This window comes from Tenacibaculum profundi (genome assembly GCF_052050075.1).
GTDB lineage: Bacteria > Bacteroidota > Bacteroidia > Flavobacteriales > Flavobacteriaceae > Polaribacter.
This window is the reverse complement of sequence record NZ_CP197225.1, coordinates 2990022-3008993: the sequence shown is the minus strand read 5'-3', so window position 1 is coordinate 3008993 and position 18972 is coordinate 2990022. Positions and strand designations below refer to the sequence as shown.

The window sequence follows — 18972 nt, the reverse complement described above, 5'->3', positions numbered from 1 at the left end:
ATTAAAACTGTTTTTATTTATATTTGTTCTAAATTAAAAATAAAAACTTAATTATTAAAAACCTATATCATGAAAAAATTAATTCTATCAATGGCTTTAGCAGCTTTTACTGTTGTAGCATGTAAAAATGAAAAAAATAAAGTTGAAGTAAAGGAGGAAGTTAAAGAAGTTGAAAAAGCTGAAGAGGTTAATAGCTCTTATAAAGTTGATGTTTCAAAATCAGTAGTAAACTGGAAAGGTTCAAAACCAACAGGAACTCACAATGGCGCAGTTTTGATAAAAAATGGTTTTTTTAATATAGAAAATAACACTCTTAAAACTGGAGAGTTTACAATAGACATGAATACTATTTCATGTGCTGACTTACAAGCTGAAAATGGCAAAGAAAAACTAGAAAGTCATTTAAAAAGTGTTGACTTTTTCGACGTTGATAAATTTTCTACTGCTAGTTTTAAAATAGTAAGCTCTGAAGAAAATGAAGGTAAAATTAATGTTACTGGAAATTTAACCTTAAAAGATATTACTAAAAGTATTACAATTCCAATGACAGTAACAGAAAATGATGGAGTTGCCACTTTGAAAAGCGATACTTTTAGCATCGATAGAACAGATTTTGGTATTACTTACAGTTCAAAAAAATTTGATGCAGCCCTTAAGGATAAATTCATTAATGATTTAATGGAAATGTCTATCGAGATCGAAGCTTTAAAATAAGTAAGTTAATCTATAATTAAAAAAAGGAGGTTGTTATTCAACCTCTTTTTTTATAAATTCTTCCACCTTAAATAAATCTTTAAAATATTTTAATATTTTTTTCTTAACCTCCTCCTCTTCAATTTTTTTTCCGAGTTCTACATGCATTGAGGTAACCGCCTTCCCCCTTATTCCACAAGGTATGATATGATCAAAGTAGCCAAGATCCGTATTTACATTTAACGCAAAACCATGCATTGTAACCCATCTGCTGGCCCTTATTCCCATCGCACAAATTTTTCTTGCAAAAGGAGTTCCTACATCTAGCCAGACACCTGTTTCACCTTCACTCCTTTCAGACTTAATATTGTAATCTGCAAGTGTTAAAATAATTGCCTCTTCTAAGAGTCTTAAATATTTATGAATATCTGTAAAAAAATTTTCTAAATCTAAAATTGGATACCCTACAATTTGACCAGGACCGTGATATGTAATGTCCCCTCCTCTATTTATTTTATAAAAAGTTACCGACTTATTTTTTAATTGATCTTCATTTAATAATAAATTACTGAGGTCACCAGATTTCCCAAGAGTGTATACGTGAGGATGTTCAACAAATAAGAAATAATTCGGGGTTACAATTTCTTTGTTACTAGAATTTCTTTTTTCTTTTTTCTTTTGTACAATACTGTCTAACAAGGAAGTCTGTAAATCCCATACTTCTTTAAAATCTTTTTTTAATAAATCTTTCAAATAAATATATTTATTCATAGTTTTAACTTTAGACCCATTTCCTGATTGAAACACTCTTTTAAATTAGATTGAAACAAAAAACATGAAGAAAAAATTCGCAACATTGTTACTTTTATTAGCTTCAATTGGCATCATTAATGCACAAAATTACTGGAAAAAAATAGAAAAAAGTAAACAATTGAGAAAATCCGAAATTTATCCAAGAAAAGAAACTTTAAAAGACTATCAATTATTCTCTCTTAACATTAACAAGTTTAAAGAAAAAATAGAATCTAGTAGCTTTTCAAAAAATACCGTGATACTTCCTGATAGCCAAGGAAAAAAAATAAGATTTAGTATAAAAGAAACCCCTATACTTCAGGAGAGATTGGCTAAAAAATATCCGAATATTAAAACATACACTGGGAAAGGTATAGATAATCCTAATATTAAAACAAAAATAACTATTGGGTCTGACGGTCTACATTTTCTTATCTCATATTCAAACAAAGAATCCTTGTATATAGATCCTTATACAAAAGACAACAAAACATTCATTGGTTATCGAAAAAGCGATATTGAAAACCATAAAAATCAACCTCAATGCAAAATAACAAATAAAAATAGACTAAAATTTGACAGAACCACTTCAAGTCACTCTAAAAAAAGGAGTAACAGTGATGGAATATTAAGAACTTTTAAAATTGCCATCGCTAGCACCGGAGAATATTCTCAATTTCATTTAACAAATCAAAACATACCTTCCAATGCCTCAGATAATGATAAAAAAGCAGCTGTACTCTCTGCCATGAATACAACAATAGCGAGAGTTAATCAAATTTATGAAAGAGACTTGTCAGTAAGAATGATTATTGTAAATGATAACGATAAACTAATTTTCTTAGATCCTCAAACTGATAATTTAGACAATGATGATGCTGATACTCTCATCGATCAAAGTCAAGTAGTTTGTGATTCAAATATTGGTTCAGCAAATTACGATATTGGTCATACTTTCAGTACTGGAGCAGGCGGACTAGCTGGTGTTGGTGTTATTTGCAGTTCAAGTAGAAAAGCTGAAGGTGTAACAGGACAATCAGAACCCATAAATGACCCATATGACATTGATTTTGTCGCTCATGAAATTGGACATCAGTTTGGTGCCTCTCATACATTTAATAATTCCTGCACTGGAAATAGATCTAGTGAAAATGCTGTTGAACCTGGAAGTGGCTCTACAATTATGGCTTATGCAGGCATATGCTCTCCAAATATACAAAACAATAGTGATGCTTACTTTCATTCTATAAGTATTGAACAAATGTGGAATACTATTTTATCTAATGGTTCTTGTGCAATAGAAACAAATACGAATAATACTCCTCCGACTGCAAACGCTGGCAATAATGTGTCAATTCCTAAATCAACACCTTTCATTTTAAAGGGTATTGGAACAGATACTGATGGTAACTCAGGTTTAACATATAACTGGGAACAAATCGATACAGAAATAGCTACAATGCCTCCTTTGGCTACAAATTCGGGCGGTCCATTGTTTAGATCTTTGCCTTCAAAAAACGTTCCTTACAGGTATTTCCCTAGTTTTGAAACAATTCTAAATAGTAGTAACTCCAATACATGGGAAGTATTACCCTCGGTACCAAGAGAAATGAATTTCTCATTTACGGTAAGAGATAATAATTCTGGAGCTGGAGCCTTTGCAAGGGATGATATTAAAGTATCTGTAGTAGATGCACCTCCTTTTACAATAGAGGATCAGAACTACTGGGCCCAAAATAGTGTAAGAACTATCAATTGGGTTGTTGGTCAAACTAACACTTCTCCCATTAATTGTCAAAAAGTGAATATTAAATTATCTACTAATGGAGGTACGTCTTTTGATATTGATTTAGCTACGAATATTGATAATGATGGGGCAGAGACAATAATGATTCCTGCCTCTGTTCCTGATACGGATGAAGCTGTTTTAATGATCGAAGCTGCCGACAATATTTTTTATAATATAACTTCAAAATTTTTAATTAATTCAACTCCAACTTACGTACTAAAAAATAATACTGGGGATGCCGCTATTTGCAATACAGCTACCTCTAGCTTTACATTTGATATTAATTATATTGCAATTAATGGATTTAACGAAACTGTTAATCTATCCGTTTCTAACGCTCCAAATGGAGCACAAGTGAATATAACCCCATCTTCAATACGGTCAAATGGTACCATTAAAGTAACTCTGGCAGGTCTTAATAATGTGACACCTGATCAATATATAATGACACTTAACGCGAATTCCAATTCGGTACAGAGAAATTTAGAACTTAAAATTAATATTGCTAATACTTTATGCTTATCTAATGGAAGCTTAACATATGACTCTGCAACAACATTTGTTAAATTTAATACTATTCAAAACGAAACTTCTAGTAAAGATGTTGATGGCTACAGTGATTTCAAGTCTATTTCTACAAATGTAAACAAAGAATCTTCATATCTACTAACTGTAAATGCGAATACAGACGGTAGTTTTACTACTGCAACATATGTATGGTTTGATTGGAATCAAAATTGCGTATTAGAAGAAAACGAAAAATATGATTTAGGACAAACATTTAATAGTGCCAACGGAGCGACAAGTAATAGTCCTCTTGAAATAACAATACCAAGCAATGCTATTCTTGGAAGTACTACAATGAGGGTTTCAACAAAATATCAAGGAGATGAAATTCCCTTGCCTTGTGAAACAAATTTTGATGGTGAGGTAGAAGATTATACAATAATAATTGATGAGCCCACTGCTTCCACAAAAGATTTCGTTTTTAATAAGTTTAGACTGTTCCCGAACCCTTCAGACGGTAATTTCAAACTGTCCTTTGAAAAAAAAGATCCTTCTCAAATTTATTTGAATTTATATGACTTAAGAGGCAGACTAATAGATAAAAGTAGCTTTAATGAAAAATCAAAGCAATTTTCAGAATATATCTATTTTAATTCCGTGAGTAAAGGAGTTTATCTTTTAGAAATCCAAAATGGGAAATATAGAACAATGCAAAAGCTAATGATTAATTAACAACCTCAAGAAATCTAATTTCTTAAGGTTATTAATTAATTTTATATGGATTACAAATTATATTTTATGCTCAAAACTCCAATTCTAGGTTGTATTAGGTAGGTGCTATTGCTAACAAATATATCATTACTGCTATTTTGATTTAAACCAGAAGAATCCAATATATTGGTAACTCCTATTTTATATTCCCAACTACTATCTTTCTTCTGATACGTTATATCCGCTCGTAAAAAGCCATATTCGTCAATTACCTGACCTTGATTTACGACTTGATTAAATGTATATTTAGAAGTAAAATTAAACTCCTTTAAAAAACGTACTTCTAAATTAAGATATGGACTATGGGTAGTAAATATATTTTTGGTTCCTCCGATATCAGAGTTATTAATTTGCACATTATATCCAATATCAAAATTTGGAGCATTTCTAATATTTGTACTAAATTTTGTTTGATAACTTTGACGGAACGTTTTAAACAACCTATTCGTAACCTCTCCAGTTACACCATTTTTTATCAAGCTATTAGATTTAGAATACGTAATATCTCCTCCTATGGTTAGTTTAAACTTTCGAAAACTTTTGTCATAATTAAATCTCCCAAAAATTGTTTCATTTGGAAATAATGAATTTACGGAAGTTCTTATTTGGTTGACGTCTAAAAACGCTGTATTCGACGCAATATCGTCGATTCGTTTATTATAACTTATCACAGCAAAAATATTAGTATAACTAAACATATTAAAGCTGAAATAACTCAAGTCTATATTATGCGATAGTGCATTTTCTAAGTCTCTATTCCCCGCATATAAACTATTATAATTATTGAATACATATCCTTTTGCCAAGCTATTTACATCGGTAAAGGTCGTTTGCATTCTGTAGCTTAGTTGTAACGTTTCCGACTTTTTAAGATTCACTTTTATCGAGGCATCGGGTAAAATTTGAGTGAATTCATTCTTCACCTCAGTTCCTAACTGTGTGTTCTTGCTTAGATAATTATGTAACGTGAATCCTTGGTTAAAAGTAAAAATACCCGAAACAAACTTATAGTGTAATCCCAAAAATACATCTTCAAAAGAAAAGTCAACGTCATTCACAGCATCTGTATTAGTTATGGGTGTACGGTTACCATTTAACGTTTCAAAAATAGTAGAATTGAATTTTTGGGTACTTAAAGTAGTTCCTAGTGTGAAATTTAGATTGCTCTTTGCATTTAAGATATGGTAATAATCCAACTTCCCATCTAGCTTGTTAGTTTTTACAAATTTTTCTTGTTCCACATTAAAAGGATTTGCAGAAATATCCAAACCTATTAAATTGGCAAAAGATAGCTCTTCAAGAATGGCATTATAAAATGGATCTTCATTTTGCCATAGATGCTGCATTTCTAGCGCAAAAATATTTTTATTGTCTAACGTATAGTAATAATTCAAATTTTGTTTCACAGAAAAAGGAGATTGTTCTGTACGTTGGTGTATCGGTACAATTTCTTCATCTGCGTTTAAATAGGTTCGGGTAGAGAGTGTAGAAATATTCTGTTTTTGATCAGAGACCTTAGTTAAGATATCATAATCGAACTGATTATCCGAATTAGGCTTGTAACTAGAGCTTAATTTAAAAAGTCCTATATTACTTCTTTGCGTAGTTACATCACTAGTGCGTTCTGTATCAATGATTTTATCCGAGATTGGAGGTAAATTATTCCGATCGATATTGGTATTTGAATACAATCTTTCTGTGTTTTCTTCCATGTCTGTACGATTACCAGAATAAATAGCGAAACCACTTATATCCCATGTTTTTTTTGGTGCATAGCTAAAATTAACTGCACCAAATTGTGTTTCGATTTCTTTCGCCCTATTATTTCTAAGCATTAGAAAAGAAATGTCGTTAGAACCGACGTTGAATTCTGTTCCATTAGTACTTCCCATAGATCTAAATCCTCCAGTAAAATTGAAATAATCGCGAATAGTAAAAGGTACTTCGCCAATATTATTAACATCGGTTATGATATTAACACTATATTTAGGACTGTAATAAAATAATTTAGGATGTGCTATATAGCGTTCGTCTTCAGTAGCTATCCCTAAGCCTGCAGAAACCTCCCCGAACCAAAAATTCTTTTTTCCTTCTTTTAGTTTCAAATTGATAGCAATATTATCTTGATTATCCGTTACACCACTTAACTGTCTAACTTCACTATGATTTTTTAACACCTCTACCTTATCGATAGCATCTGCAGGGATATTTTTCGTAGCAAGTTTACTATCGCCATCAAAAAAATCCTTCCCCTCTACCATAACTTTACTAACTTTTTTTCCTTCTACTTGTATTTCCCCTTCATCATTCACCTCAACACCTGGTAGCTTTTTAAGCACATCTCCCAACTTTTTCTCTGTACCCGATGTAAAACTATCGGCATTATAAACAATGGTATCTCCTTTTACGGTTACCGGCATTTTATAGGTAACATTCACTTCGTCTAATGAATCGTCCGGTTCCAATGTAAAATCCATTTGAAGATTTTCCTCTTTGGTTGCAACATCTCTACTAACTGTTTTATTTCCTACATAACTCACTTTAACAGTATAGTTTGCATTCTTTTTTAGATTTAGTTTATAGTTCCCTTTACTGTCGGTAAACCCATAAGAATCTAACTTTTTTGTTTGCTTGTTGATAGCTATTACATTTGCCATTTCTAGGCCAACTCCTATACTATCTTTTACGATACCCCGCATAGTAATTTGGGCAATACTTGTCCAGGTCGCCATACAAATGACCACTATTAATATTTTTTTCATTCTAAAATTTATGTGTTTTTTATCCTTTAGGCGTAGCCCGATTATCTCCCTCCTCCTCTATTATTTCGACGCCTTCTTTGGAACATTTCTTGCATTTCCTTCATTTTTTTCTTTACAATTCTATTGTATTCTTCTCTCGACACCTCATCCCCTCTGGTAGGAGCTTTGATCTCTGCTCTTTTTTCAGGATTCATAACAATTTCAGAACATAAGATCGTAGTGTTCCCTTCATTAATTTCTAATATAAGTCCAGGTAAACCCCAATATTCTCCTGGACCATTACTTACCGGTATTCGGGGTGTATACCATGCGGTAACTACTACTTCGTCTTTTTGCTCCTTATTATTTTTTGCAGGTATGGATGAAGAAGAAGGCTCCTCTTTACCTTTTCTTTGGTTTCTACCACGAATTCTACTCCAATCCATACGGTCATCTTGTTTTACTAAAGTAGCTTTAAAACAAGTATATTTACCTATCTGTTTCGTTTCGTTTTCCAATTGCCATTTTGGTTTGTCTGCACTATTTTCCACCAAAAAATTTTTCCCATAAAACTCAATAGATTCTAAGAACACTCCACTTGTAAAATTTTTATACTTTCTTCCGCCACCTATAAATGCACCAAATCGAAATCCTCTACCACTTCCTGGTATTTCCAACTTTTGATCTTCGGCATACACCGATTCCTTTTCTGTAAAATGTAAGGTATACGACTTTTCTAAAAACGACGCCATACGTTCTTTAACTCTTTTTTTTCGTTCCTCTGACATCTTTTTACCCCACTCTCCCAAATCCATAGATGTTTTAGATTGATACGACGCTCTTCCTTGGAAGGAATGCTGCGACCAAATTATGGTACTTACAAAAAGAAAGGTATACCATAGTGTTGTTTTCATGTTCTTCGTAGTATTATTTTGCTGTTCTATCTAAGACTACGAAGAACATAAAAGGTTTAATCACTATCGACTTTCGAATATCATGGTACCTTCACCTCCTCTTTGGTTCTTAAATCGTTCCATCATATCCTCCGAGTGTTTTTTCATAATTTTTTCATATTCTTCTTGACTCACCTTTTTTCCTTTCTTAGGTTCTTTTATTTCTATTTTTTCTTCAGGGTTTAACACGATTTCTGAGCAAACGATCGTATGGTCACCATCTTGAATTTCTAAAATTAAACCTGGTAGACCCCAAAAATATTCTGGACCGTTACTTACTGGTATTTCAGGAGTATACCATGCTACAGTTTCTACCGTGACTTTTTCCTCCTTTTCCTCTCTCTCCCCATCTGTTATCGAAAATGAAGTTCTAGTTTCTTCTCTTTTTTGAGTGGCTTTATAACAAGTATAATTTCCAATATTTTTTGTTTCTCCTGACATTTCCCATTTAGGCTGCTCCAGTTTGTCTTTGATCAAAAAACGTTTACCACTAATTTCCGTTTTATTGACATACCTCTTTTCTGCTGTATTTTTGTAATACACATCCGTTCCTCCCCCCAATCCAGAGACTTGAATTTGCATCCCGCTCGTTTGAACTTGTGGCGCATCTAATTCTTCATTCTGCTTGTAGGTAGATTCTGTTTTTGTAAAATTTAAGGTATATGTTCTTTGAAATTGCTTCATCAGCTGTGCGCGTATTCGCGCTTGCATTTCTGCATTCATTCCTTGTCCATTTTGTCCATCTCCTCCTAAATTCATTTCAAATTTCCTATGTGTTTTATAGGTAGCCTTGCCCTGAAAATCTTGTGCATTTACCCCTAAAACTAACATTACTAATAATGTGAAAAATTGTATTCTCATGATTTCTATCTCTTATATTTATGTATTGTTTGTATTATTCCTTGCATTCCTTTTTTAGATCGATTTAACAATCTATCTAAGTTAATCGTATAATCGGATGCCTTAAAACTGTAGACATCTCTTGGAAAGCCTGAAGCATTAGGAATACTAACTTCAAATTTCAAAGACACTAATTTATTCGATTCATTATTCTCAAATAATTGCTGGACATGTTCCCAATTGATTGATACAAGTTCCTCTATAGAATCTACTTTATATTTTAAATGGTCTACAGAAAACTTCTTTTCATTTTCTTTAAAAAGATTTGCATTTTCAGACTGACAAATACCGATTTGACTCAGGATTAAAAGAAAAAGCATTAGTATTAATCGTATCATATTTGATTTTTATTTATTTTCATGCTACAAATATGAATTTTGTTCCTCTTCTTTTGGGTTAACTAGTGTTAACTAGTGTTAAGCCTTAGAAAAAGTAAGAGATAAGTACCTATCTTTGAACCATGAAAAGTACAAGAAACAACTGGATTCTTTATTTAATAACGGCTACTATCATTACAACGATAGCGGTACAGTTGTACTGGAATTATAAAAATTACGAACAGAACAAACAGTATGTAGTTAATGAAATCCAAGAAAGTATAGATAGCGCCATCGAAGAATACTTTGCTAAAATTTCGAAAGAAAATTCATATACCATTGTTACATCTAGTAATAAAGATAATAAGGAGAAAAGAGAAATTCCTTGGGATTCCATTATCGGAAAAATTATGCCCAAAAGAAAACAGAAATCAGATTTTATATCTATACAATCTTCTTTTACCTCTACCGATCCTAAAGATTTGGATAAACTAAAACACATAGACACCTTATTTTATAAGACTGCAAAAAAAAAATTTCATTTCGATTTTGACTGTCATGATAATTTTGACTCTATAATAAAAGATTTAGGCAAACTACAGCACTTCTCTAACTTTGCTAACCCTACAAAAAAGAATATTTCTACCAATATTAAAAATGAAAACTCAGATGTTTTTATTTTTTCAGAAAAAAAAGCTAAAGACAGTAAAGATTTAATAAAGGGGTTACAAACTATTTTAATCTCTATTAAAAATGATTCCATTAATCATAAAATTCTGGATTCTATATTACAAAAAACCTTAAACAAGAAAGGAATTAAAACTCCCTATTATGTAACACATATAAAAAACGGGAAACAAATTCAGCCTCCCAAAGAGGTAAAAGTACCCAACTATACCCTAAAAGCAGCAGCTAAATCTACTTTCTTAGGTCTAAATGAAAAACTCATCTTATTTTATGGGAGTCCTACCTATGAAACCTTAAAAAGAAGCTCTACCGGAATTTTATTATCATTGGTTTTATCTTTAGCTGTAATTGCCAGTTTATTTTATTTGTTACAAATAATTAACAGGCAAAAAGAACTTGCAGAAATAAAAAACGATCTGATCAGTAATATAACGCACGAGTTCAAAACACCAATAACTACGGTATCTACTGCAATTGAGGCCATTGATAATTTCAATATAATCGAAGACAAAGAGAAAACAAAAAGATACCTTTCCATATCATCTTTGCAATTGAAAAAATTACATCAAATGGTAGAAAAGTTACTGGAAACTGCCACTTTAGATAGCGAAAAATTACTTCTAAAAAAAGAAGCAATTAATCTGATCGATTTGGTGGAGAAAACTGCTAAAAAATACCAACCATTAGCCAAGAGTAAAGAGATTTCTTTTTCTTCGAGCAGTAACGATTTTACTTTAGAAATAGATACTTTTCATTTCGAAAATGCGATATCGAACCTTATCGATAATGCGATAAAATATGGCGGGGGACGAATTGAAATAAATGTAAATATTGTTTTAAATACTATTGAAATTTCGGTAGCGGATAATGGAAAAGGAATTGAAAAAAGTCAACAAGAACGAATCTTTGATAAATTTTATAGAGTTCCTAAAGGAAATACACACGATGTAAAAGGGTTTGGTATCGGCTTATATTACACCCAAAAAATAATTGAAAAACATGGAGGTAATATCCACCTGATATCTAACGCTAAACACACCATTTTTAAAATTAATATCCCCAATGATGAATAAGATAAAACTTCTTTTGGCAGAAGATGAACCTAGTTTAGGACAAATTATAAAAGAAAGTTTAGAGACTAGAGACTTTGAAGTTTATCTTGCGGAAAATGGTATAAAAGCCAAGGAGCTATACCAACAAAAAAATCCTGATATTTTAGTACTAGATGTCATGATGCCTAAGAAAGATGGCTTTACACTAGCACGAGAAATTCGAGAAGAAAACAATCAGATTCCTATTATATTTCTTACGGCAAAATCACAAACTAAAGATGTTTTAGAAGGCTTTAGTCATGGTGGCAATGATTATTTAAAAAAACCCTTTTCCATGAAGGAACTCATTGTTAGGGTACATGCTCTTCTGCGCAGAAATACGTTAAAAATAGACCATGAAAAAATCTCCATAGGTGCCTATACATTTAATTTCACCAAACAAACTTTACAGCTCGAAGATACTACAGTCATCCTTACACACCGAGAGGCAGAACTACTATTCCACCTCTCTCAAAAAAGAAATGAAATACTCGATCGATCTTTTATTTTAAACAAATTATGGGGAAATGATGATTTTTTTAATGCTAGAAGTATGGATGTTTTCATTTCTAAGTTAAGAAAAAAATTACAAGGAGATATTAATATCCAAATCGTTAATATTAGAGGTTTTGGGTATAAATTGATTTGTTAAACGTTTTCTTTAGCCATTTTTTTGTGTAATTTTACATTAAGAAATTTGTAAGTTATGCATATAGCCATTGCGGGTAATATTGGTGCCGGAAAGACAACATTAACAAAATTATTAGCTAAACATTACAACTGGAAACCTCATTTCGAATCCGTTGATAAAAACCCTTATTTAGATGATTTTTATGCTGAAATGGAGCGCTGGTCTTTTAATTTACAAGTTTATTTTTTAAATAGTAGATTCCGCCAGATTCTAGAATTTAGAAAAACTGGCAAAAATATTATCCAAGATAGAACCATTTATGAAGATGCTCATATTTTCGCTCCAAACCTTCATGCAATGGGCCTTATGACTAATCGAGATTATGGAAACTATACTTCATTATTTGAGTTAATGGAAAACTTAGTTACTCCCCCTGATCTTTTAATATACCTAAGAGCAAATATTTCTACTTTAGTAGAACAAATTCATAAACGAGGAAGAGAATACGAAAATTCTATAAGTATTGATTATTTGAGTAGATTAAATGAACGATATGAAGCTTGGATTTCTACTTACAATAAAGGAAAACTCCTTATTGTAGATGTTGATGATTTAGACTTTGTTGAAAATCAAGAAGATTTAGGAAAGGTAGTTGACAAAATAGACGCACAAATTAACGGTTTATTTTAAACATTAAGCTACATTAAAGTAATTGTAAATACTTTAGTTTGATGTTTTTTAAAAAAATAAATAAAAGTAACTGAAAAATTTAACCTCAATAATAGTTTTTTATCATATATTATTTATTTAAAGTAATAACAAATCCAGTTAATTAATTTGAATTTGAGTAGTTATTTAACAGCTATTCTAAAGTAAAACTACGGCTCTTATTCTTTATTTAAGGATAAATTGACAAACAGCAGTATCTTGAAAAAACCACAATGGTTTTACAATTTTATTAAGTAAAATGAATTAGCTCTATTGTCTCAATATTTAGCCTTGAAATAAAAAAATAGGTTTACCTTCTTCGAAACTCACTTAAAAAAACGGCAGTTGCTGTAGCTACATTTAAGCTTTCTATTTCCCTTAAATCACCAAATTTTGGAATTGTTAGCTGCTTTTCAACAATAGCCCTTACCCCTTTTGAAATTCCATTTGCTTCATTCCCCATAATAAGAATAGCCTCAGGGGGTAAATCAGAAGTATAAATATTTTCTCCATTCATATCTGCTATATATTTAGGAAGTTTTGTGTTTTTTAGAAACATTATAAGATCTGTGTAGTATATATGTGTCCTAATTATAGATCCCATTGTTGCTTGCACAACTTTAGCATTATAGCAATCTACTGTATCGGTAGAACAAATTAAATTATCAACGCCAAACCAATCGCACAACCTAATTATTGTTCCCAAATTACCAGGATCATTAATTCCATCTAAAGCAACAGTAAAACCAGAAATCATTGGTAAATCGTATTTCGGAATTTCAAACAAGGCAAGAACTTTATTTGGTGTTTTTAAGTTACTTATTTTTCTCAGTTCGCCTTCAGATATAATTGTAACCAATTCTCCTTGAACAAAATTAAAAGTATTATCAGTACAATATATTCTATTTACCTTCAAATTAGAAGCCAACAGTTCTCTCACTACTTTTATTCCCTCTCCTATAAATAACTTATGCTTTTGTCTATATTTTTTCTGTTGTAAACTAGTTATCAACCTTATATTACTTTTTGTTAAGCCCATTAATTAAAATTTAACACTTTAACCCTCAAAAAAAATAGTATTTTTGATTATCAATTTCAGGAAACAAAGTTAATGAAAAAACTCTCTTTTTATTTTTTACTATTTGCAATATTAGTAGGATGTAATACCGTAAAACACTTAAAAGAGAATGAATTACTTTTAATAAAAAATACTATTTATTTAGATAGTGTAAAAACATCTAAAAATGAACTAAATGAATTACTAATTCAACGTCCTAATCAAAAAACCTTTGGACTTCCATTAGCATTGAACTTCTATAACTTAGGCAACCCTGAAGGACCGACATCGCCAAGCGATTGGGGTAAAAAATATCCAAAAACATATAACTTTTTTAAACGTTTTTTTTCTGAAAAACAAAGTATTGCTGTTGCAAAATCAGCTATCGGACTAAATAACTGGTTTTTAAAAAGCGGTCAAAAACCTATTATTATCGATGATAAAAAAACAAATATTAGCTTAAGAAATTTAAAAACTTATTATCAAAATCACGGTTATTTCAAGGCAAAAATACAAGTTAAGAAAGATTCAATATCTAGAAAAAAGGGAAGTTTAACTTATCAGATAGAAAAAGGACAACCATTGTTTTTAGATACAATTTTTAAAACTATAAAATCACCTGTTTTAGATTCTATTTATAATCTGAACAAAGATTATAGTTTTCTAAAATCAAATCAAAAATATGATGATGCTAATTTCGTTAATGAAACAATAAGACTAACAAAGCTTTTTAGAAACAACGGTCTTTATCATTTTGACAAAAACGGAAGTGTAAATTATTGGGTTGAAGATACAAGTGCCTACAAAACAAATATTGAATTAGTTTTGACTGATAGGCTTATCGAATCAAATGGAGAATATATTTCTAAGCCATACAAGGTACAAAGAATAAAAAACATTAATGTTTTTACAGACTATACTTACAATAAAAAAGACAACATTATAAATGATACACTTTCATACGAAGGAATCAACTTTTATGCTTTCGACAAATTAAAGTACAACCCAAAATACCTAGCACAATCACTATTCATAAAACCTAGTGCCGTTTACAGTGACACGCTTAAAAACCTAACAAGAACTCATTTGAGAGGACTCAAAAACTTTAAATCAACCTCAATAAGATTTAAAGAAATAAATGATCATGAATTAGAAGCCAATATATTTTTAACTCCTGCTGAAAAATACACTTTAGGAATTGATTCTGAATTATCAAGATCTAACGTTCGTAATTTTGACATCTCTGGTAGATTTTCACTCACTAACAGAAATACTTTTAAAGGTGCTGAAATTTTTAAAATTTCAGCTCATGGAGCCTATTTTAATTCTAATAATGGCCCTGGATGGGAGGTCGGTGGAGATATATCTCTTGAAATTCCTAGGTTTGTTGCCCCTTTTAATCTCCACAAACTTGTTCCAAAAAGAATGTTTCCCAAAACCAATTTTCATGGAGGAATTAGTCTTCAAAAAAATATTGGACTAGATCGACAAAATCTAAATATTGGTATTGATTATAAGTGGAAATTTAATGCTACTAAGACAATACAGCTAGAGTTCTTGAATACTCAATACATTAGAAATTTAAATACCAATAATTACTTCTCTATTTATCAATCAGAATATTCTAAACTAAGAGATATTTATACTACGTTTTCCAACGGTAACGTATTTTTTGACAATACTTTCTCTAATTATGAAGGCATAAGAAATTCTTTAACAGAAATATTAAATAATAGCCAATTTGCTATTACCAACCCTTCAGAACGTTTAACTGCCCTGAATATTAGAGAACGTCTTAATATCATAACATCTGACTTTTTGATTCCTGAAATAGCATATAGTTTTACGTACAACAATCAAAAAAATTTAAAAGATCAAAACTTTTCTTTTTTTAAAATTCGTGTAGCTAATGCAGGTAATATTTTAGGATTACTATCTAAAGCAAAGAATACCAACAATCAAAACACCCTATTCAAAATTCCAATCGCTCAATACTTCAAAACAGATGTTGAATATAAAAAATATTGGAGCTTAGGGGAAAACTCTGTTTTAGCACATAGAACTTCTTTAGGCGCTATTTTCACTTATAACAATTCCGACATACCTTTCACCAAAAGCTATTTTGCTGGAGGACAAAACGACATAAGAGGCTGGAGGGCTTATTCCCTTGGGCCTGGAACTACCCCCCCTGGCTTAGAATATAATATTGGAAGTTTAAAATTTATTAGTAGTTTAGAATATCGTTTTGGTTTAATTGGATCTTTAAATGGAGCTCTTTTTATAGACTCAGGTAATATCTGGGATATCACAGGATCAGAATTCATTGATACTAATGCAAAATTTGATAGTTTTAAATCCATAACAGATTTGGCTTTTAGTGGAGGTTTTGGTTTGCGATTTGACTTAAAGCTTCTTGTTCTTAGATTAGATCATGGTTTTAAAATACGCGAGCCTTATAAGCAAAAATCAGATCGTTGGTTCAGTAATTTTAGCTTCAATATTTCCCAAGTAAGTTTTGGGATAAACTATCCATTCTAGTAAAAAAACCAATAATCAAAAAAATACATTATTTCCTAAAAAAGTGTAGATTTGTTTCTCAGAATCTACATAAATTAAAAAAACGACACAATGATAAAAACTGGAGTTGCAACTGGTAAAGAAGTTCAAGAGATATTTAAACTAGCAAAAGAAAAAAACTTCGCGTTACCCGCGGTAAATGTTGTGGGCTCGAATACAATAAATGCGGTCTTAGAAACAGCAAAAGAATTAAACTCTCCAGTAATTATTCAATTTTCAAATGGTGGAGCTCAATTTAATGCTGGAAAAAGTTTAACAAACGATGAGCAAAAATCAGCGATCGTCGGTGCTGTTGCAGGTGCACAGCATATACATTTATTAGCAGAAGCATACAACATTCCAGTAATACTACATACAGATCATGCGGCTAAAAAGTTACTTCCATGGATAGATGGACTATTAGACGCTAGTGAAAAACACTTTGCAAAAACAGGCAAACCACTATTTAGTTCTCATATGATTGATTTAAGCGAAGAACCAATAGAAGAAAATATTGCTATTTGTAAAAAATATCTGACTAGAATGAGTAAAATGGGTATGACATTAGAAATTGAATTAGGGATTACTGGGGGAGAAGAAGACGGCGTTGATAATACAGATGTAGACAGTTCTAAACTTTATACGCAACCCGAAGAAGTTGCTTATGCTTATGAAGAGTTAATGAAAATTAGCGATCAATTCACAATTGCCGCCGCTTTTGGTAACGTGCATGGAGTTTATAAACCTGGAAATGTTAAATTAACTCCAAAAATCTTAAAAAACTCACAAGAATATATTTCTAAAAAATATAATGTTCCTAATAATACAATAGATTTTGTATTTCATGGTGGCTCTGGATCAACAGTAGACGAAATTCGTGAGGCTATTGGTTATGGTGTTATAAAAATGAATATTGACACAGATTTACAGTATGCATTTACAAAAGGTGTACGAGATTATATGAAACAAAAAAGCCCATATTTACAGTCTCAAATAGGGAATCCGGAAGGAGATGATCTTCCTAATAAGAAGTATTATGATCCAAGAAAATGGATTCGTGAAGGCGAAATTACATTTAGAAATAGACTAAAAAAAGCTTTTGAGGATTTAAATAATGTAAATACCCTATCGTAATATTTTTTTTAGATATTTGCATAAATAAAACGCATTACAAACTTCACTTTTATTATAAGTAAGTTTTGTCTTGATACCAATAAAAAATAACTAAAGACTAATTATATAATTTATGGCTTGGTTTAAACGTAAAGACAAAGGAATACAAACTCCAACAGAAGAAAAAAAAGACACTCCAAAAGGACTATGGTACAAAACTCCTAGTGGAAAAATTATAGATACTGAAGAACTTAAGAAAAATCTATATGTAAGTCCTGAAGACGGATACCATGTTCGCATAGGTAGTAAAGAATATTTTGAATTATTTTTCGATAACAACAACTTTACAGAACTAAATCCCAAGTTATCATCCAAAGACCCTTTAAAATTTGAAGATACATTGAAATATCCAGATAGACTAAAAGGTGCTCAAAAGAAAACAGGTTTAAAAGATGCTGTTAGAACAGCTGTAGGAAAATCTTTAGGAAAAGAGCTGGTGATTGCGGCTATGGACTTTTCTTTTATTGGTGGGTCAATGGGAAGTGTTGTGGGTGAAAAAATAGCAAGGGCTATTGATTATTCCATTGAACACAACATTCCTTTTTTAATGATTTCAAAGTCTGGAGGAGCCCGAATGATGGAAGCTTCTTTATCTTTAATGCAATTAGTAAAAACCTCTGCAAAATTAGCTCAATTAGCTAATGCAAAAGTTCCTTATATTTCTTTATGTACTGATCCAACAACGGGTGGAACAACTGCATCATTTGCTATGTTAGGTGATATTAATATTGCTGAGCCGAATGCTTTGATAGGATTTGCTGGTCCTCGTGTAGTTAAAGACACAACAGGAAAGGATTTACCTGAAGGCTTCCAACGTTCTGAATTTTTATTAGAGCATGGGTTCTTAGATGCTATATACGAAAGAAAAAATTTAAAAAAACAAGTTAACTTGTATATAGACTTAATTCAAAATCAACCAGTAAGAGCATAAAACAAAAGCCAGCAAAAGCTGGCTTTCTTTTTCCCCTAAAAAATTAAAATTTTATGTTTATAAAACATAAGGGTGCAAGTTAAGAATTTTATCCCAATTTAACTGTAATTCTTTTTCTTAAAAAAAGAATAAACAACTATATAACAACACTTTAAAATCAAAAAGGAAATAAAATCACTTAATAAAATAAAATTCTAAGTATATAAAACACTTAGCTCTACGTTTTAATTTCCTACTAGTGATTTATCTTTTAAAAAATAGTTGTACATTTGCATCTTCAATGATTTTATCATTGTGTACATAATAATCATTTAAATAATATTGGCATGTATTTAACAAAAGAAGTAAAACAAAACATTTTTGCTAAACACGGTAAAGGAGATAATGACACCGGAACAGCAGAAGGTCAAATCGCCTTATTCACATTTAGAATAAACCATTTAACAGAGCACTTAAAAAAGAATCGTAAAGACTTCAATACAGAGCGTTCATTAGTAAAAATGGTAGGTAAACGAAGAAGTTTACTAGACTATCTAAAAAAGAAAGATATAAACAGATATCGTGCGATAATTAAAGAGTTAGGTATTAGAAAATAATCCTTTTAAAGAGGCAGGAACTTCCTGCCTCTTTTTAATTGCAATCAATTCAAATATTTTACCTACCTTTAAAACAAAT

General features: G+C 31.0%; 15 protein-coding genes. 9 read left to right on the top strand and 6 right to left on the bottom strand.

The genetic code is table 11. The features are described 5' to 3' along the window. Positions 1-69: 69 nt before the first annotated feature. Positions 70-714 carry a YceI family protein gene (locus ACSIGE_RS12255; RefSeq protein WP_440880160.1) on the top strand — a complete coding sequence of 215 codons (645 nt, stop codon included), beginning with the start codon at positions 70-72 and terminating at the stop codon, positions 712-714. Positions 715-747: 33 nt separating this feature from the next. Here the strand turns inward: ACSIGE_RS12255 and lipB are convergent, their stop codons facing one another. Further along, positions 748-1464: a lipoyl(octanoyl) transferase LipB gene (lipB, locus tag ACSIGE_RS12250; RefSeq protein WP_440880159.1), complete on the bottom strand. Its 717-nt coding sequence runs from the start codon at positions 1462-1464 to the stop codon at positions 748-750. Positions 1465-1528: 64 nt separating this feature from the next. Here lipB and ACSIGE_RS12245 point away from each other — a divergent pair, with 64 nt between their 5' ends. Further along, positions 1529-4513, top strand: coding sequence for a reprolysin-like metallopeptidase (locus tag ACSIGE_RS12245; RefSeq protein WP_440880158.1), 2985 nt, complete (start codon positions 1529-1531; stop codon positions 4511-4513). A 50-nt stretch (positions 4514-4563) separates the two neighbouring features. On the opposite strand, the gene ACSIGE_RS12240 is transcribed toward ACSIGE_RS12245, so the two are convergent. The 4 genes from ACSIGE_RS12240 to ACSIGE_RS12225 all read right to left on the bottom strand — a co-directional run bounded on the left by ACSIGE_RS12240 (position 4564) and on the right by ACSIGE_RS12225 (position 9484). Next, positions 4564-7314 (bottom strand): carboxypeptidase regulatory-like domain-containing protein, encoded by a 2751-nt coding sequence (locus ACSIGE_RS12240; protein ID WP_440880157.1) that lies wholly within the window; start codon positions 7312-7314, stop codon positions 4564-4566. A 41-nt stretch (positions 7315-7355) separates the two neighbouring features. Next, entirely contained in the window at positions 7356-8207 is an 852-nt protein-coding gene (locus tag ACSIGE_RS12235) for a GLPGLI family protein (RefSeq protein WP_440880156.1), read from the bottom strand. A gap of 63 nt (positions 8208-8270) precedes the next feature. Then, the gene (locus tag ACSIGE_RS12230) at positions 8271-9107 is read right to left on the bottom strand and encodes a GLPGLI family protein (RefSeq protein ID WP_440880155.1); all 837 of its coding nucleotides are present in this window, start codon (positions 9105-9107) and stop codon (positions 8271-8273) included. A gap of 5 nt (positions 9108-9112) precedes the next feature. After that, complete coding sequence (locus ACSIGE_RS12225; RefSeq protein WP_440880154.1) at positions 9113-9484, bottom strand: hypothetical protein; 372 nt, start codon at positions 9482-9484, stop codon at positions 9113-9115. A gap of 122 nt (positions 9485-9606) precedes the next feature. Here ACSIGE_RS12225 and ACSIGE_RS12220 point away from each other — a divergent pair, with 122 nt between their 5' ends. Genes ACSIGE_RS12220 through ACSIGE_RS12210 form a run of 3 tightly spaced genes read left to right on the top strand, consistent with a single transcriptional unit; the run spans position 9607 to position 12562 of the window. Continuing rightward, positions 9607-11223, top strand: a complete 1617-nt coding sequence (locus ACSIGE_RS12220) for a sensor histidine kinase (protein WP_440880153.1) — start codon at positions 9607-9609, stop codon at positions 11221-11223. After that, complete coding sequence (locus ACSIGE_RS12215; RefSeq protein WP_440880152.1) at positions 11216-11893, top strand: response regulator transcription factor; 678 nt, start codon at positions 11216-11218, stop codon at positions 11891-11893. The genes ACSIGE_RS12220 and ACSIGE_RS12215 overlap by 8 nt, the downstream gene beginning before the upstream one ends. Before the next feature lie 54 nt (positions 11894-11947). Beyond that, the gene (locus tag ACSIGE_RS12210) at positions 11948-12562 is read left to right on the top strand and encodes a deoxynucleoside kinase (RefSeq protein ID WP_440880151.1); all 615 of its coding nucleotides are present in this window, start codon (positions 11948-11950) and stop codon (positions 12560-12562) included. Between the two features lie 328 nt (positions 12563-12890). Here the strand turns inward: ACSIGE_RS12210 and ACSIGE_RS12205 are convergent, their stop codons facing one another. Further along, entirely contained in the window at positions 12891-13619 is a 729-nt protein-coding gene (locus ACSIGE_RS12205; protein WP_440880150.1) for a TrmH family RNA methyltransferase, read from the bottom strand. 72 nt (positions 13620-13691) lie between these two features. Here ACSIGE_RS12205 and tamL point away from each other — a divergent pair, with 72 nt between their 5' ends. From tamL to rpsO, 4 genes are all read left to right on the top strand, one after another. Next, positions 13692-16175 (top strand): translocation and assembly module lipoprotein TamL, encoded by a 2484-nt coding sequence (gene tamL / locus ACSIGE_RS12200; protein WP_440880149.1) that lies wholly within the window; start codon positions 13692-13694, stop codon positions 16173-16175. A 90-nt stretch (positions 16176-16265) separates the two neighbouring features. Next, positions 16266-17327, top strand: a complete 1062-nt coding sequence (gene fbaA / locus ACSIGE_RS12195) for a class II fructose-bisphosphate aldolase (protein ID WP_440880148.1) — start codon at positions 16266-16268, stop codon at positions 17325-17327. A 112-nt stretch (positions 17328-17439) separates the two neighbouring features. After that, positions 17440-18297: an acetyl-CoA carboxylase, carboxyltransferase subunit beta gene (gene accD, locus ACSIGE_RS12190; protein WP_440880147.1), complete on the top strand. Its 858-nt coding sequence runs from the start codon at positions 17440-17442 to the stop codon at positions 18295-18297. 326 nt (positions 18298-18623) lie between these two features. Continuing rightward, positions 18624-18893, top strand: coding sequence for a 30S ribosomal protein S15 (rpsO, locus tag ACSIGE_RS12185; protein ID WP_440880146.1), 270 nt, complete (start codon positions 18624-18626; stop codon positions 18891-18893). Positions 18894-18972 lie beyond the last annotated feature (79 nt).

Coding starts and splice junctions, on each gene's coding strand:
- ACSIGE_RS12255 (WP_440880160.1), top strand. CDS start 70: ATGAAAAAATTAATTCTATCAATGGCTTTAGCAGCTTTTACTGTTGTA.
- lipB (WP_440880159.1), bottom strand. CDS start 1,464: ATGAATAAATATATTTATTTGAAAGATTTATTAAAAAAAGATTTTAAA.
- ACSIGE_RS12245 (WP_440880158.1), top strand. CDS start 1,529: ATGAAGAAAAAATTCGCAACATTGTTACTTTTATTAGCTTCAATTGGC.
- ACSIGE_RS12240 (WP_440880157.1), bottom strand. CDS start 7,314: ATGAAAAAAATATTAATAGTGGTCATTTGTATGGCGACCTGGACAAGT.
- ACSIGE_RS12235 (WP_440880156.1), bottom strand. CDS start 8,207: ATGAAAACAACACTATGGTATACCTTTCTTTTTGTAAGTACCATAATT.
- ACSIGE_RS12230 (WP_440880155.1), bottom strand. CDS start 9,107: ATGAGAATACAATTTTTCACATTATTAGTAATGTTAGTTTTAGGGGTA.
- ACSIGE_RS12225 (WP_440880154.1), bottom strand. CDS start 9,484: ATGATACGATTAATACTAATGCTTTTTCTTTTAATCCTGAGTCAAATC.
- ACSIGE_RS12220 (WP_440880153.1), top strand. CDS start 9,607: ATGAAAAGTACAAGAAACAACTGGATTCTTTATTTAATAACGGCTACT.
- ACSIGE_RS12215 (WP_440880152.1), top strand. CDS start 11,216: ATGAATAAGATAAAACTTCTTTTGGCAGAAGATGAACCTAGTTTAGGA.
- ACSIGE_RS12210 (WP_440880151.1), top strand. CDS start 11,948: ATGCATATAGCCATTGCGGGTAATATTGGTGCCGGAAAGACAACATTA.
- ACSIGE_RS12205 (WP_440880150.1), bottom strand. CDS start 13,619: ATGGGCTTAACAAAAAGTAATATAAGGTTGATAACTAGTTTACAACAG.
- tamL (WP_440880149.1), top strand. CDS start 13,692: ATGAAAAAACTCTCTTTTTATTTTTTACTATTTGCAATATTAGTAGGA.
- fbaA (WP_440880148.1), top strand. CDS start 16,266: ATGATAAAAACTGGAGTTGCAACTGGTAAAGAAGTTCAAGAGATATTT.
- accD (WP_440880147.1), top strand. CDS start 17,440: ATGGCTTGGTTTAAACGTAAAGACAAAGGAATACAAACTCCAACAGAA.
- rpsO (WP_440880146.1), top strand. CDS start 18,624: ATGTATTTAACAAAAGAAGTAAAACAAAACATTTTTGCTAAACACGGT.